The organism is Aquimarina litoralis, assembly GCF_039523995.1.
In the GTDB taxonomy this organism is placed as follows: Bacteria; Bacteroidota; Bacteroidia; order Flavobacteriales; family Flavobacteriaceae; genus Aquimarina; species Aquimarina litoralis.
In genome coordinates this window covers 634,754-649,342 of sequence record NZ_BAAAGE010000002.1, presented here as the reverse complement: position 1 = coordinate 649,342, position 14,589 = coordinate 634,754, and the positions used below count along the sequence as shown (strand labels likewise).

The window sequence follows — 14,589 nt, the reverse complement described above, 5'->3', positions numbered from 1 at the left end:
TAATTATTTTATTAGATATGATAGCATCAAAAACACTATTATACACGCTCAATTACCATTGCAGAAGCACCACCACCACCGTTACATATAGCAGCAGCTCCTATTTTTGCATTATTTTGTTCTAATACACTCATTAATGTAATCAAAATACGAACACCTGAACATCCTAGAGGATGACCTAGAGATACAGCACCTCCATTTACATTTGTGTTTGTATCGTTTAACCCTAGTATCTTCATATTGGCAAGACCTACAACAGAAAATGCTTCGTTAAATTCAAAGAAATCTACATCTTCTAAGCTAATACCAGCTTTATCAATTGCTTTTGGTAACGCTTTAGCAGGTGCAGTAGTAAACCATTTTGGTTCATGTGCCGCATCAGCATAGCTTTTAATCTTTGCTAATGGTTTTAGATTCAGTTTTTTAGCTTTTTCTGCGCTCATCACAACCACAGCTCCAGCACCATCGTTGATAGTAGAAGCATTTGCAGCAGTTACTGTTCCATCTTTTGTGAATGCTGGTCGTAATGCAGGAATTTTTTCCATTTTTACGTTTTTATATTCTTCATCCTCAGTAACCATTACAGGTTCTCCACGACGTTGTGGTACTGGTACTGGAACTACTTCATTCGCAAATTTACCTTCTGACCAAGCTTTCGCTGATCTTTCATATGACTGTATTGCAAAAGCATCTTGATCTTCTCTGCTAAAATTATGTTCTGTTGCGCATAAGTCAGCACAAACTCCCATTGCATTTTGATCGTATACATCTACCAAACCATCTCTCTGCATTCCATCTTCTAATGTTTGCGGGCCAAATTTATGACCTGCTCGTAATCTTGCATAGTGTGGAATTAAGCTCATATTTTCCATTCCTCCTGCGATCACAATATCAGCATCACCTAACGCTATAGCTTGTGCAGCGTGCATGACTGCCTTCATTCCACTTGCACATACTTTATTTACTGTAGTACAAGGAACATGATTACCGATTCCCGCTCCCAATGCAGCTTGTCTAGCTGGTGCTTGTCCATTTCCGGCCTGTACCACATTACCCATGAATACTTCTTCAACTAAAGAAGGATCTAGATTTATTTTTTCCATAGCTCCTTTGATGGCTATAGATCCTAATTGTGTTGCAGGAACGGTTGATAAACTTCCTAAAAAACTACCGATTGGTGTACGTGCTGCGGATACTATTACAACGTCTTTACTCATTATATTGTGTTTAATATATGTATGTTTGTTATTTTGCGAATTTAAGGATTTTTGAAGGATAAACATAGCTTAGTTTTTTACTGATTTCGTAAGTTCTCCATCCCATTATCCTTCTATTTTCTATTCCAATTTGTACTGACTTATTTTTTAGTACTTTTGGATACCCATACGAATATCGAAGTGAAGAATTTTTTTAACAATTTTTATAAAAATCAGTCCCTTTTATACAAAGGGTTTTTGTTCACAAGTACGCTAGTACTCATTGTTTATTTATTTCCAAAAGGAGGTGTTTTTAAATATGAGTTTACAAAGGGAAAACCATGGCAATACGAAAATTTATACGCTCCTTTTGATTTTGCAATAGCTAAAACTGAAGAAGAAATTGCTGTTGAGAAAAAGAGAATTAAAGATAATAACATTCCTTATTTTGAATATGATACAATCATTTCAAATGCAGCTAAAGACACCTATGATGCTGCTTTCAAAAGTAATTTAGAAACACTAGACCAAAGTAGTTCTGGAAAACAAGCAAAACTCTTCGGTAGAATATTACTTAATGACATTTATAGATATGGTGTGTTACAAGAGTCCTATAGTTATGAAAATAAACGTCAAATATTTCTTAGCAAAGGGAATAAAGCAGATGCAATTACATTTGGGCAGATTTTAACACCGAGTTCTGTTACTGCGCTTATCAATTCTAGAATTGAAAAAAGCGAATATGTGAAGTTTAAGAGTGGTTTTGTTGCGCTTTTTTATGATCTGGTAAAGCCGAATGTTTCGCTCAATCAAAAATTAACTGAAAGTACTTTGGAAAATGAACTTGCTCAGGTATTAAGTACTCGAGGAAGTGTATCAAAAGGTAGTAGGATTATTGCCAAAGGGGAAGTTGTAGAAGGGAATCGACTACAGATACTAACTTCATTAAAGGCAGAATATGAATCCCAAGTTTGGAGTGATAAGAATTTTTATTGGATAGTATTTGGATACGGTATATTAGTTTCTTTAGCGTTATTAATGCTATTATTATTTATTAGAAAGTATCGAAGGGATATTTTTGATAATAATACACAGGTAACCTTTATCGCTTTTAATATCTTATTAATGGTATTGATTACCACATTGGTTGTAAAATATAAATCTGATTATATATATATTGTTCCTTTGTGTATTTTACCTTTGATTCTAAAGGCCTTTTTTGATTCTAGATTAGGATTGTTTACACACGTAGTTACTGTACTTATTTTAGGTTTTGTGGTGCCTAACAGTTATGAGTATACGTTTTTACAAATTATTGCTGGTATTGTTACGATATTAACGATTTCAGAATCTTATAAGAGAGCGAATCTATTTATAACAGTAGGCCAGATTACGATGATCTACATTCTTGCATACATAGCATTTCATATTATTCAGGAAGGGAATATTACTGATATTGATTGGACTACGATAGGATTATTTATTATCAGTGGTTTCGCTACTCTAATTGTGCATCCGTTGATCTATGCATATGAAAAGATGTTTGGGCTTATTTCTGATGTTTCTTTATTAGAATTAAGTGATACGAACTCTTCCTTGCTAAAAGAGTTATCAGACAAAGCTCCAGGAACATTTCACCACTCTCTTAATGTTGCAAATATAGCCGAAGCTGCTGCAAATGAAATTGGTGCTAATGCCATGTTGGTAAGGGTTGGAGCTTTATATCATGATATTGGTAAAATGGCAAATCCTACATATTTTACAGAGAATCAAACCGCTTCTGGAAATGCTCATGATATATTATCTCCGAAAGAGAGCGCAAAAATTATCATTAATCATGTGATTAGAGGAATCGAAATTGCTAAAAAGTATAATTTGCCAGATCGGGTAATTGATTTTATAAGAACACATCATGGTACCAGTACGGTTTATTATTTCTATATGAAAGCCAAAGAAATAAATGAAAATGTAAATATAGAAGATTTTCAATATCCTGGTCCTAAGCCTTTTTCTAAGGAAACAGCTATCCTTATGATGAGTGATAGTGTAGAAGCGGCATCTAAAAGTTTAAAAAATCCTACTAGTAGCCTTATTGATTCATTTGTAGAAAAAATTGTGAATAAGCAAATGGATGATGGACAGTTTTTAAATGCAAATATTACATTTAAAGAAATTCAGCAGGTAAAAAAAGTGTTTAAAAGAAAGCTTACAAATATTTATCATTTAAGAATAGAATATCCAGAATAAATAGATTCTGGTATGCTATTTGATTAGGATAGTACTTCACAAAATCATCTAATTGAAGTACTATGAAAACCAATCATTTTTTAGTAATTATCTTTTCTGTATTAATAGCAAATCAATCTTTTGGTCAAGTTAGAATTGGAGGAGGAGTTTCTGTTGATATCAATATAGATCTTCCTATTCCAGAAGTAATTGTTGTTGGGAGAAAGCCTAATCCAGTAATTATTTCAAGACCTCCAAAACCTGTATACGAAAATATTTCTTTTGGAGAAATCCAAAATCAAAATGGGCCATACGGTAGACAGATATATCAAGTAACAGATGCTCAGTTAGAATCATACAATAGAGGAGAAGAGCGTCTTATTTATGCTTTGGACTCTGGAGATATATTGGAGATTTTATTAATTACTGCGAATCCACAGGACTATAATTACCACAGTTATAGTTCTTGCGAATATTCAGAGAACAACCGAATTGCAGAAGTTATCCTGAATAATCAGCCAATCGAACTAAGAGATGGCAGTGTTTCATTACAACCAAGACAAAACGGATTTCATTCGGTTATCAATCTACATAGTAGATTTGAAGGAGATTTTAACGGAACGGTTAATTTTTAGAAAGATACTTTTTATCCATCCAAAAGGTTCCAAATGGTATAATGGAACATAAAAGAACAATAATTAACGTTTTATTATTCCATTTTTTTTCCGGTTTAATTAGGAAGGCAAAAACGATATATAACAAAAATAAAAATCCGTGTGCCATACCAATCACTTTATTAGGCTCGGGAGAAGCAAATAAATATTTTAACGGCATGGTAACAAACAAAATAAGTAAATAAGAAATTCCTTCTAAATAACTTATAAGCCTGAAAATAGTAGTCATATGCAAATACTTAATTTATAATATTCGCAAAGGTACGGTTCATAACAGATTGCTCAGAGAAAAAGTCAATTTTTATTTGGGAAATCTAACTCAAAAACCTCTAAATGGAAATAAGTAATTGCAGAAAGTAAATGATCAAAGATGTCAGCTACTATTTTTTCATAGTTTTTCCATTCTTTATCATTACTAAACGCATAAATCTCTAATGGAGTTCCATAAGGTGTAGGTGCTAGTTGACGACTCATGATGGTCATATCACTATTCACATAAGGATGATTTTGTAGATATAATTCTACATATTTTCTAAATAACCCCATATTGGATAAATTTCGTCCATTGATCAAAATATCTTTGTTGATCTGTTTTTCTGTATTGTAATTAATAATACTTTCTTGTGAAGTTTCAATATACTCTTTGATTAAAGAGATTTTTTTAAGTTGTATAATATCAGATTCGGATAAGAATCGAATACTAGAAGCTTTAATTAAAATGGCTCTTTTTATTCTTCTTCCACCTGAATCCATCATTCCTCGCCAATTTCTAAACGATTCCGAAGTAAGATGATAGGTAGGTATAGTGGTAATAGTTTTGTCAAAGTTCTGCACTTTCACAGAAGATAAATTAATTTCGATTACATCACCATCGGCTCCGTATTTATCCATAGTAATCCAATCTCCAATTCTCACGGTATCATTTACTGCAACTTGTATGCTGGCTACAAAACCAAGAATACTATCTTTAAAAATTAAAAGAATTACCGCAGACATTGCTCCTAGTGCAGTGAGAAAAGTCCAAATAGATTTTCCAGTAAGAGAAGAAAATATAAAGATACTGCCAATAGCCCAGACGATGATCATAAAAATCTGTACATAACTATCTATCGGTTTATCTTTAAAAGAGTTTAAAGACTTTAAAAAATCACGGAATGTTCTTAAGATACTTCTTACAATCCAGATGGTTAATCCGATTACCAAAATATCAAATATTACTTCTAAATAATATTCGGCAACTGGAAATGCAATAAATAACTTTGGTATTACCCAAACACATATCGATAGCGGTATGATATGAGATAGGTAATCAAAGGTTTTGTTTTTTACCAAATAATCATCAAAGGTATTTTTTGATTTAGAAGCATACTTTCTAAATAAACTTAATACTACTTTATGAATAATTCGATCAAGTATAAAAACAACTAGTAGTAAAACTAAGATTCCTATAATTACATTGAGATACTCGGCTAGTTGAGTGGAAACATTATTTTCTACGAGTAGCTTGTAAAAGAATCTTGTTAGATCTTGCATTTTTAGAAATAAAAACGAGAGCTATATATCTACACTAAATTAAAAATAGCTAGCGCATACAAATAAAATCGTACAAATCGAAGTAATCCAAATAAAAGATAACTTACGAAAGAATATCTAATCATACCAGCGGCTATACTAGTAATGGAAAATGGAATTGGTAACAATGCACCCACTACAATTAAAAAACCTCCCCATTTTCGAGTATTTTTTATGTGTTTTGCCATTTTTACTTCTAAGTATTCGTGTACTGATGGTATTTTGGTGATTGCCTTTCCTATAAAATAAGATATAACACCTCCAAGATAGGATAGTAAAGCCAATATAGATAGATATAAAATAGGACTAGCAGCTTTATCACTCCAAGCAATAAAAATTTCTGGTGGAATAAGTCCTAAAAGTGATTCTGAAGCGAAAAATACACTAAAAACAATATAATCTGCGTAGTTTTCTGTTACATATATTAATAAGTCATTAATATTAATTACGAAATAATTAATAATTAATAGTCCAGCAATGAACAATAGAATAGGAGGTAATGCTTTTTTAAGACTAGTTCCTAGGAACTTGTAAAAACCAGTATAACTGTAGTACTGATGTAATAATTGTAATCGTGTTTTTTTAACAGATCTGGGATTCATTTTCATAACAATTTTTCCACGAGGCAACAAAAATAATATTTTAATGATTTATAGACGTTTATAAAATCATAAATTTTGTCGCTAACTTGTTATTATTATTACAAGAATTAAATAAACTTTTTTTATATGGATTTATTGTTTTGTATGAATGAAAAAAGACCTTGATAATCAAAGCCTTTTTTATAATATTATTAAATAGAGTTGATCGTTAGAATGCGTTAAGAGCATCTCTGTAATCAGATAAATCCATTATATTCATTTTGTTCTTAATATCTTTTAATAAAGAAATTAAATACATTAAACTCTCTACAGGATCTACTTCACTATTGTTTTCTGGTGAAACATCAGTATCTTCAATTGGATCATCATCTGGGATTGGTATTAAGAAACTATCATTTTCTTCTATATGTTCATAAGTAAGTCTTAATACTTTAACCACTAAAGGTACTTGCTGTTCTAGTGCATAAGACCTTAAATCCTTAAGATCTTCTATTAATGTGTCCGTATTTATTCCAGATGCTTCAATATCCGTCAGAATCTTATCAATTAATTTGAGTGCCTTTTTATTTTCCAAGGATTATATAATTAGTAGGGTTTTAATAAAAATGATTTCGGCAAATTTAACTCTTTATATACTTCTTTAAAATCTTTTAAAACAATAAATTTATTTTTTAGGTCAAAAAAAATAAATTAAAAAAAATTAGAATTAATTATTTGAGGAATTTTCCCCTTAATACACTGATAAATAATCGTTTATTTAGATTAATTTTACGCAATGCTCGTATTCCGGCTAAAGTTTGAGGTTAAACCGTAACCATAATTCCTTAATCCTCTTTATCTTTGAAAAGTATTCCAATTACAATTTTTCCCTTACTTTTTTTGTTTTCCCCAACACTTACCTCCTTGAATACAGGAGGTAAGTTCTTTTTAGGGCATATCCTCTAAAATAAGGCTACTGTAGTATTTTCGTTTTCAGGTTTTATAGTAATTAATAACTTTCGTTTTCCTAAAGTACTCACTTTATATACTTTAGTTCCTATGGTCCAGTTTTCCTTTCTAATTGCTTGTGGCATCATCGGAAAGCCATAACTAAATCTTGACCCATCCTGTTTTGGTCCAACAACATAGAAATGGTTTCTTGTAATTGAGTTATTCTTTATTTTAAATTTGATAAACTTAGCATCGGGATTTTTGATTTTCTTAGTTTTTGAAGCTATTCTTTTTATATCTCCCTTTATTTTTTTTGGAGTATTTAATAGCTCTAATGTTGCATTTTTATTAAGATTTGTTGTTAATTCATCCGTTACCTGAACTTTGGCACTTCCACGACTCCAAATATCAATACTTGCATTTTCTGCTATTAAATTAGATGCATTAACTGAAGCCATTTCTGCACCAATTCGTAACTCTTTTGTCTTTCCTTCTAGAAAAATTTTACCAATTGGAGCTAAAACTTGTATATAATCATTATCTAAATTTATAATTCTAGTTATATCGTGTGTTCCACTTTCAACAACTCTTAGATTAGGAGCGCCAATTACTATTTTCGCATTCTCTGATGGAGATATCCATTCCTTTTGATCCAAATGTAAAGTACCGTTTATCACTTCCTTGTCAATATATTCTAATAAATTAGAATCAGTAGTTATTGTAATGCTTTCTTCTTTGGATTGGTCTATGATTACTTGTGCATAAAAATTAATTTTTACTTTCGTAATGTTATTACTGTTATAAGTCTTAGTAACAATTTCTCTGTTACCTCTTATTTGTGCCGCTGCTGTAATACTTATGAATAGAACAATTAGATGTATGATATTTCTCATGATGTTATTTTTTAGATAAAATTTTGTGTTAATTTATTATTAGTTTTAAATGACCACTTTTTAGTTAATACATAGTCAATTCCAAATCTACCTGATCCTAAAATGAGATTGTAAATACCAATCCATAAGAATCCCATAGCAGGCAACATACCCCATAGTCCTTGATCCCATTTTTGGAAAATAATGGCTACTAGCATTGTACAAATGATAAAGAATGATGCGATTCTCGTTTTGAAGCCAAGTGCTAAAAAAACTCCACCAATGGCTTCACTTGCTGCACCCATCCATGCGAAGAATACGGGAAACATTGCAAATACGCCTCCATATTCTGCTATATCTTTTGGAAACCATTCTACAACCTCAAGGAATGCTAAGTCAGGCGATCCTTCTGGACTCCAGGGAACTCCAAATTTACTTCCTCCAAAATTCACTGCTAAAAAGTAACCACATACAATTCTTGGAAAAGCAAATAATAGATCTGCTGACCAATGTTTCATTGTAATGGGTTGAATAATTCTTTTGATTACTGTTTTCATAACTGAAACGATTTTTAGATTGTTTGATGGTTCAAATGTCTGAATCGTTTCTTAGTACTGCGCCCCAAAACAAAATAGGACGGCTCAAATCATAATTTGAGCCGTCCTACATAAAGTGAGTCTTTACTGTTACTCCTTATTTCATAGCTTCTAATAATACAATCTCATAATCAGACTTTATAGTCACATTCCCATCTTTTACGGTAGTTTCTGTTCCAGAATAGGTGTCAATAACGGTTGTGCCATCCTTAAAAATAGTATCTACTTTAAGAGTTTTAGTTCCTTTTCTCTGATTTAAACCAACTACTACTTTGTCAACAACATTATCTTTGTTATAAGTTCTGGAAAAAACATATGGTGATTCGTTGATCATTTTATGTTTCCCAGCACCAATAGATGGATGATTCTTTCTAAAATTACCAAGTTTTTGCCAATGTTTAAGGAGTAATTTAGTGTCTTCATTTTCCAAATCTTCCCAATTCATCTTTGATCTTAAAGTAGCATCACCTTCAGTTCCTTCGATGATTAATGATCTCGCTGTTTCGTCACCATAGTAAACTTGCGAAATTCCAGGAGTTAATAAAAGCTTAGTAGCTGATTCAAAAGTCTTTTTTCTTTCTTTATCAAAAGGATCACCATCATCATGAGAGCTGATGTAATTCATCACACTTTTTCCAATTAATCCGGTATGAAGCGCAGCACTATATTTACTATATAATTTCTCGTAGTCTAATTTTTTCGCGTCATACTTAAATTGAAAATTAATAAGGTTGTCAAATCCATTGGCATAATAATCAACTTTTTGATCACCAAAATCATAAAAACGTTTTCCATCAATTCCATATCCATATAATTCTCCTAAAACGTAGAATTCGTTATTATCTAAAACTTTTTCAGGATTATTCTTTTTCCATTCAGCAAATGCGAGTTTAGCTTGTTCGGCTAGTACAGCCCAAACCCCTTCTTCAACATGTTTTACTGTATCCACACGATAACCATCAATACCAAGTTCTCTAACGTAATCTGTTAACCACTTAATAATATAGTTTTTAGGAGTTTTTTTGAGTCCAGTTTTAGCAAAAAAGATTTCAAGTTCGTCCATTTCACTTTCCAAACGTCCTTCTTCTTTCCATTTTTTAAGTAATGGTTCTGGTAACTTTACTTCTTCATCACTTTCGGTCTTTACATCGGGAAGATTAGCTACTAAAGTACATTTTACAGCTGTTTCATAATCTTTGTAAGAACATTGAGGTCCAGTTCTTACCCAATCATCGGACCAAACAGGATCTTTTTCTGTTACAGGACCGGTATGGTTGATTACGACATCCATTAGAATTCTAATACCATTTTTATGCGCAACTTCTACAAGTTTTTTTAAGTCATCATAAGTTCCAAAGTTTGGGTCTATTCTTGTCCAGTCTTTAGCCCAATATCCATGAAAAGGGTAGGTATTTCCAGTACCTTCATCAACACTATCGTGTATTTGTTCTACTAATGGATTTACCCAAAGAGCATTAATACCGAGATTAGCAAAATATCCTTCTTCAATTTTTTGTATGATTCCTTTAATATCACCTCCTTCAAAACCTCGTAATACTGCTGTTTCTTTTGTTCTATCAAGAACCTCATCGTTACTAGTATCTCCATTATTAAATCTATCAGCAAGTAAGAAATATACATTTGCACCTTCCCATATAAAAGGAATTTTGTCAGTAGTTACAGGTGTAACTTCTTTTGTTTCTTTCGTTTCGGTTATCTCTTGTTGTGTTTTAGGTTCCTCTTTGCAAGAGACGAATGCACTCAGGCAAATAACAAGAATAGCAGTTGATAAATGTTTCATGTGTTTGTTTTTGTATTCCATAATTTAAATTATGAAATTATCGTAATAAATAAGAGTTGAAGATGCTAATCTATAAAATTGCCTTAAAAAAAACGAGTACATATAATTGCGAATTCCGTAAAAATCATAAACTATCAGGATTTGTTTTGCAATGCTACGTATTGAGAAGGGGAAACGTTCGTAAGTTTTTTAAATACTCGATTGAATGTAGCTTTGCTATTAAACCCACACTCATAAGCTATTCCTAGTAATGAAAGTTGTTCTTGTCTTCCTTCTCTAATCATATCTTGTACGGCTTTAACTCTATAAGAATTTATAAAATCATTGAAGTTCTTTTCAAAACCCGCGTTAATGGTTTCAGATACAATTGTAGCAGGAATATGTAGCATTTTGGATAGCTCGGTTAAATTGAGATCTGGATTAAGAAAAGGTTGTTGATCACTCATAAACTCTTCAATTTTTTTCTTATTATGAATAATTTCGTCGCTTAACTTCGCCTTACTTTCTTCAGCAGAAGTTTGTTTTAATGATACAGAAAAATTAAGATTATTTAATTTATTAGTATCTGTAAAATATCCTTTTATACCTATATATATAATCGCTACTGCTGTAAAAAAATGATACCACCATCTTTGGGTCCAATGAAGATCTGTTATAACGGAGTCGATTACTCCTTGAAAAACACTATATAAAAACAAGAAGGAATAGATGAAAAGAAAGTTTCGAATCCAGTTAAGCTCCAACACATAGGTATTAGAAAAAAAGTGTTGTATTTTCTTTCGATACACATAGTATAATTGAATAGTAAAAGCCAAGTATAATAACATTTGAAGATTTTCTACAATTCCAATCAATGGACTTACATATTTTTCATCTAACGCTATTTTTAAATATCCGTTTTGAGTTTCCGAGAATCCTGGTTGAGAAGCATCATAAATAAATATGACTATTTTATATAAAACGTAAATAGAAACCGGAATAAAATGAATTAGGTCTTTTTTAACAAATCTAAAACCGGATGTGGTAATTGATTTTACATAAAAATAGAGTAAAGGACCTATAGCCAGAGATAAAGCGATTAACCAATAGTTGATTTTTGTATTTCGATAGGTATCATACCAATCCATAAAACCAATAGTATAAGTAGTTCTATGATAGCCGGTAATAAAAATCAGCAACGCTAAAAATAGTGCAGATATGTACTTATGCTTAAAGTATCTTTGCAATAAAAGGGAAGCAAAAAGAAATGCTTGTAACACTAGCACCAATAAAGGAGTACTATAAATGTTAAACGCAGGAAACTCTAAAGGTATCGAAATCGGCATATCGCTAATTTAAATAATTCATCGAATAATTTTTTATTTTTTTTTGAAATTAAAATACTGTTCCTTTGACGATAATTTTATTGTAATGGCTAATTTAAAAGCGTGGATCTCTGCAGCTAGACTTAGAACCTTACCTTTATCTATATCAGGTATCATAGTAGGTTCTTCTATGTTCAATAATCTAAAAGTTAACATGAATCCTTCTTTAGAATATTCTGAAGGTTTCGGTGGAAAACTTTTGTATTTCTCAGAGACATCTATTTTTTGGCTAGCGATAGCTACTACTTTGGGATTACAAATTCTGTCGAATTTTGCCAATGATTACGGAGATGGTGTAAAAGGAACTGATAATGAAGATAGAGTTGGTCCGCAAAGAGCTTTGCAAAGTGGTGCAATTACCAAAAACGAAATGTTTAGAGGAATTGTGATTACTGCTATTGTAACTTTGTGTTTGGCCATTTGTCTTATTTATCAATCTTTTGGACAAGCATATTTCCTATATTCAGTTTTCTTTTTCCTGTTGGGAGTAGCAGCGATCATTGCAGCAATTAAATACACAATGGGTAAAACGGCTTATGGCTACCGTGGGTTAGGAGATGTGTTTGTATTTATATTTTTTGGTTTGGTGAGTGTTATAGGATGTTACTTTTTGTTTACAAAACAATTAAATTGGCTAATTATCTTTCCGGCGATTACTATTGGAATGTTAAGTTCAGCAGTATTAAATCTAAATAATTTAAGAGATCATGACAGCGATAAAAAAGCTGGTAAAAATACCTTAGTAGTTAAACTAGGTGTTTCTGCTGCTAAAAAGTATCATTACTTATTGCTTATTATTGCTTTGTTTTCTATGATAGTTTTTATTGTAAACACTTATGATAGCTACTTTGATTTACTTTTTCTTATTGCTTTTATTCCTTTGATAATTCATTTTTTTAAAGTTATAAAAACTGAAGATACTAAAGAACTGGATCCAGAATTAAAGAAAGTAGCTTTATCTACATTTTTATTATCGATATTATTTAGTATTGGTCAGATTTTTTAACTTTCCATTCTTAATTTAAAACCTTACACAATGAAGATTACCTTTTATGGGCAGAATACATTATTACTAGAAATAGGAAAAAATAAAGTACTAATAGATCCTTTTATTTCTGGAAATCCTTTGTCCAAAGATAAAATTGATATTAGAGATATAAAAGTTGATTATATCCTATTGACTCATGCGCACCAAGATCATACACTAGACGCCGAGGCAATAGCAAAAAATAGTTCGGCAGTAATTGTTTCTAATTATGAAATTGCGATGTATTATCAAGATAAGGGTATTGAAGTGCATCCAATGAACCATGGTGGTAGTTGGAATTTTGATTTTGGAAAAGTAAAGTACGTAAATGCTATTCATACCAGTAGTTTTCCAGATGGAACATATGGTGGACAACCAGGAGGATTTGTAATTGAAGGTGGAGGGAAGAGTATTTATATAGCTGGTGATACCGCATTGACCATGGATATGAAGTTGATACCTCTTTTTACGAAGTTAGATCTCGCAATACTTCCAATAGGTGATAATTTTACTATGGGTATTGATGAAGCCATTATAGCAAGTGATTTTGTGGAGTGTGATAAGATATTAGGAGTGCATTATGATACTTTTGGATATATAGAAATTGATCATAAAGATGCAAAACAGAAGTTTACAGATAAGAATAAAGACCTAGTTTTATTGGATATTGGAAAGAGTATAGAGTTGTAATGAAGGCTACCTATCATAAACATATTCTAGAATTTAAAAGACCTAGTGGTACTTCTAGAGGAATCCTAAAAACAAAAGAAACCTGGTTTATTGTTATTTCAGCAGATGAAAAAAAGGGAATAGGAGAATGTGGAATATTAAGAACTCTTAGTATTGATGATCGTCCGGATTATGAAGAGAAATTAAAATGGACATGTGATAATATTCATTTAGGAGTAAACTTTTTGTATCATGAGTTAAAAGAGTTTCCTAGTATACAATTTGGTGTAGAAATGGCATTTAAATCATTAGAAAGTGCCGATGGATTCACTTTGTTTCCATCTCATTTTGTAAATGGGAATGATGCTATTCCAATTAATGGACTCATTTGGATGGGAGAGAAGGAGTTTATGAAAGATCAGATTGTTGAAAAATTAGATCAAGGGTTTGATTGTATTAAAATGAAAATAGGTGCTATTGATTTTGATGCTGAACTAGATCTATTATCCTATATACGATCTCAGTTTTCGAAAGAAGTAATTGAACTTAGAGTTGATGCAAATGGTGCTTTTTCACCTGATGAAGCGTTAGATAAATTAAAAAGACTTAGTGTCCATGATCTTCATAGCATAGAACAACCCATAAAACAGGGACAGTACGAGATGATGAAAGATCTTTGTAATGATACACCCTTACCTATAGCCCTAGATGAGGAATTAATTGGGGTGTTTGATGTAACAGAAAAGAGGAAATTACTACTAACTATACAACCACAATTTATCATATTAAAACCGAGTTTGATTGGAGGGTTTAAAGGTACGCAGGAGTGGATTGATATTGCTGATGAATTAAATATTGGGTGGTGGATCACTAGTGCATTAGAAAGTAACATTGGGTTAAACGCTATAGCTCAATTTACGTATACTTTAAATAATAATATGCCCCAAGGTCTGGGAACAGGAAGTTTATATACCAATAATATAACGTCGCCTTTATTAGTTGAGAAAGGGACACTAAAGTATTCGGTAAATAAACAGTGGTTAGTACCATATTTATAATA

Annotated in this window: 14 protein-coding genes; 5 read left to right on the top strand and 9 right to left on the bottom strand. The window is 31.5% G+C overall.

Annotation, left to right across the window (positions count from 1 at the left end):
* Positions 1–38 precede the first annotated feature (38 nt).
* Positions 39–1,217, bottom strand: coding sequence for an acetyl-CoA C-acyltransferase (locus tag ABD077_RS11795; protein WP_343912505.1), 1,179 nt, complete (start codon positions 1,215–1,217; stop codon positions 39–41).
* Positions 1,218–1,397: 180 nt separating this feature from the next.
* Here ABD077_RS11795 and ABD077_RS11790 point away from each other — a divergent pair, with 180 nt between their 5' ends.
* Both ABD077_RS11790 and ABD077_RS11785 read left to right on the top strand, forming a co-directional pair.
* Positions 1,398–3,443: an HD family phosphohydrolase gene (locus ABD077_RS11790; RefSeq protein ID WP_343912504.1), complete on the top strand. Its 2,046-nt coding sequence runs from the start codon at positions 1,398–1,400 to the stop codon at positions 3,441–3,443.
* A gap of 62 nt (positions 3,444–3,505) precedes the next feature.
* A complete protein-coding gene (locus ABD077_RS11785; protein WP_343912503.1) occupies positions 3,506–4,057 on the top strand; it encodes a hypothetical protein in 552 nt (183 codons plus the stop codon).
* On the opposite strand, the gene ABD077_RS11780 is transcribed toward ABD077_RS11785, so the two are convergent.
* From ABD077_RS11780 to ABD077_RS11745, 8 genes are all read right to left on the bottom strand, one after another.
* Positions 4,047–4,325: a DUF3817 domain-containing protein gene (locus ABD077_RS11780; RefSeq protein ID WP_299601234.1), complete on the bottom strand. Its 279-nt coding sequence runs from the start codon at positions 4,323–4,325 to the stop codon at positions 4,047–4,049. The two genes, ABD077_RS11785 and ABD077_RS11780, sit on opposite strands and share 11 nt — an antisense overlap.
* 65 nt (positions 4,326–4,390) lie before the next feature.
* Complete coding sequence (locus ABD077_RS11775) at positions 4,391–5,629, bottom strand: mechanosensitive ion channel family protein (protein ID WP_343912502.1); 1,239 nt, start codon at positions 5,627–5,629, stop codon at positions 4,391–4,393.
* Positions 5,630–5,658: 29 nt separating this feature from the next.
* Entirely contained in the window at positions 5,659–6,276 is a 618-nt protein-coding gene (locus ABD077_RS11770; RefSeq protein WP_299896945.1) for a YqaA family protein, read from the bottom strand.
* Positions 6,277–6,478: 202 nt separating this feature from the next.
* Entirely contained in the window at positions 6,479–6,844 is a 366-nt protein-coding gene (locus ABD077_RS11765; RefSeq protein WP_343912501.1) for a hypothetical protein, read from the bottom strand.
* Between the two features lie 367 nt (positions 6,845–7,211).
* Positions 7,212–8,093, bottom strand: coding sequence for a GIN domain-containing protein (locus tag ABD077_RS11760; RefSeq protein WP_343912500.1), 882 nt, complete (start codon positions 8,091–8,093; stop codon positions 7,212–7,214).
* 11 nt (positions 8,094–8,104) lie between these two features.
* A complete protein-coding gene (locus ABD077_RS11755) occupies positions 8,105–8,629 on the bottom strand; it encodes a DoxX family protein (RefSeq protein ID WP_343912499.1) in 525 nt (174 codons plus the stop codon).
* Positions 8,630–8,765: 136 nt separating this feature from the next.
* Positions 8,766–10,469: an alpha-amylase family glycosyl hydrolase gene (locus ABD077_RS11750; RefSeq protein ID WP_343912498.1), complete on the bottom strand. Its 1,704-nt coding sequence runs from the start codon at positions 10,467–10,469 to the stop codon at positions 8,766–8,768.
* 134 nt (positions 10,470–10,603) lie between these two features.
* A complete protein-coding gene (locus ABD077_RS11745) occupies positions 10,604–11,794 on the bottom strand; it encodes a helix-turn-helix domain-containing protein (RefSeq protein ID WP_343912497.1) in 1,191 nt (396 codons plus the stop codon).
* Between the two features lie 85 nt (positions 11,795–11,879).
* Between ABD077_RS11745 and menA the strand changes: the two genes are divergently transcribed.
* Genes menA through ABD077_RS11730 form a run of 3 tightly spaced genes read left to right on the top strand, consistent with a single transcriptional unit; the run spans position 11,880 to position 14,587 of the window.
* Positions 11,880–12,839, top strand: coding sequence for a 1,4-dihydroxy-2-naphthoate octaprenyltransferase (gene menA, locus ABD077_RS11740; protein ID WP_343912496.1), 960 nt, complete (start codon positions 11,880–11,882; stop codon positions 12,837–12,839).
* A 30-nt stretch (positions 12,840–12,869) separates the two neighbouring features.
* Entirely contained in the window at positions 12,870–13,550 is a 681-nt protein-coding gene (locus ABD077_RS11735; protein WP_343912495.1) for a metal-dependent hydrolase, read from the top strand.
* On the top strand, positions 13,550–14,587 hold the full coding sequence (locus ABD077_RS11730; protein ID WP_343912494.1) for an o-succinylbenzoate synthase: 1,038 nt from the start codon (positions 13,550–13,552) through the stop codon (positions 14,585–14,587). The genes ABD077_RS11735 and ABD077_RS11730 overlap by 1 nt, the downstream gene beginning before the upstream one ends.
* Positions 14,588–14,589: the final 2 nt, after the last annotated feature.

What these genes read in the sequence shown, in the direction of transcription:
- ABD077_RS11795 (WP_343912505.1), bottom strand. Translation starts at nt 1,217, where the DNA reads ATGAGTAAAGACGTTGTAATAGTATCCGCAGCACGTACACCAATCGGT.
- ABD077_RS11775 (WP_343912502.1), bottom strand. Translation starts at nt 5,629, where the DNA reads ATGCAAGATCTAACAAGATTCTTTTACAAGCTACTCGTAGAAAATAAT.
- ABD077_RS11760 (WP_343912500.1), bottom strand. Translation starts at nt 8,093, where the DNA reads ATGAGAAATATCATACATCTAATTGTTCTATTCATAAGTATTACAGCA.
- ABD077_RS11750 (WP_343912498.1), bottom strand. Translation starts at nt 10,469, where the DNA reads ATGAAACATTTATCAACTGCTATTCTTGTTATTTGCCTGAGTGCATTC.
- ABD077_RS11730 (WP_343912494.1), top strand. Translation starts at nt 13,550, where the DNA reads ATGAAGGCTACCTATCATAAACATATTCTAGAATTTAAAAGACCTAGT.
- ABD077_RS11745 (WP_343912497.1), bottom strand. Translation starts at nt 11,794, where the DNA reads ATGCCGATTTCGATACCTTTAGAGTTTCCTGCGTTTAACATTTATAGT.
- ABD077_RS11785 (WP_343912503.1), top strand. Translation starts at nt 3,506, where the DNA reads ATGAAAACCAATCATTTTTTAGTAATTATCTTTTCTGTATTAATAGCA.
- ABD077_RS11780 (WP_299601234.1), bottom strand. Translation starts at nt 4,325, where the DNA reads ATGACTACTATTTTCAGGCTTATAAGTTATTTAGAAGGAATTTCTTAT.
- ABD077_RS11735 (WP_343912495.1), top strand. Translation starts at nt 12,870, where the DNA reads ATGAAGATTACCTTTTATGGGCAGAATACATTATTACTAGAAATAGGA.
- ABD077_RS11755 (WP_343912499.1), bottom strand. Translation starts at nt 8,629, where the DNA reads ATGAAAACAGTAATCAAAAGAATTATTCAACCCATTACAATGAAACAT.
- ABD077_RS11770 (WP_299896945.1), bottom strand. Translation starts at nt 6,276, where the DNA reads ATGAAAATGAATCCCAGATCTGTTAAAAAAACACGATTACAATTATTA.
- menA (WP_343912496.1), top strand. Translation starts at nt 11,880, where the DNA reads ATGGCTAATTTAAAAGCGTGGATCTCTGCAGCTAGACTTAGAACCTTA.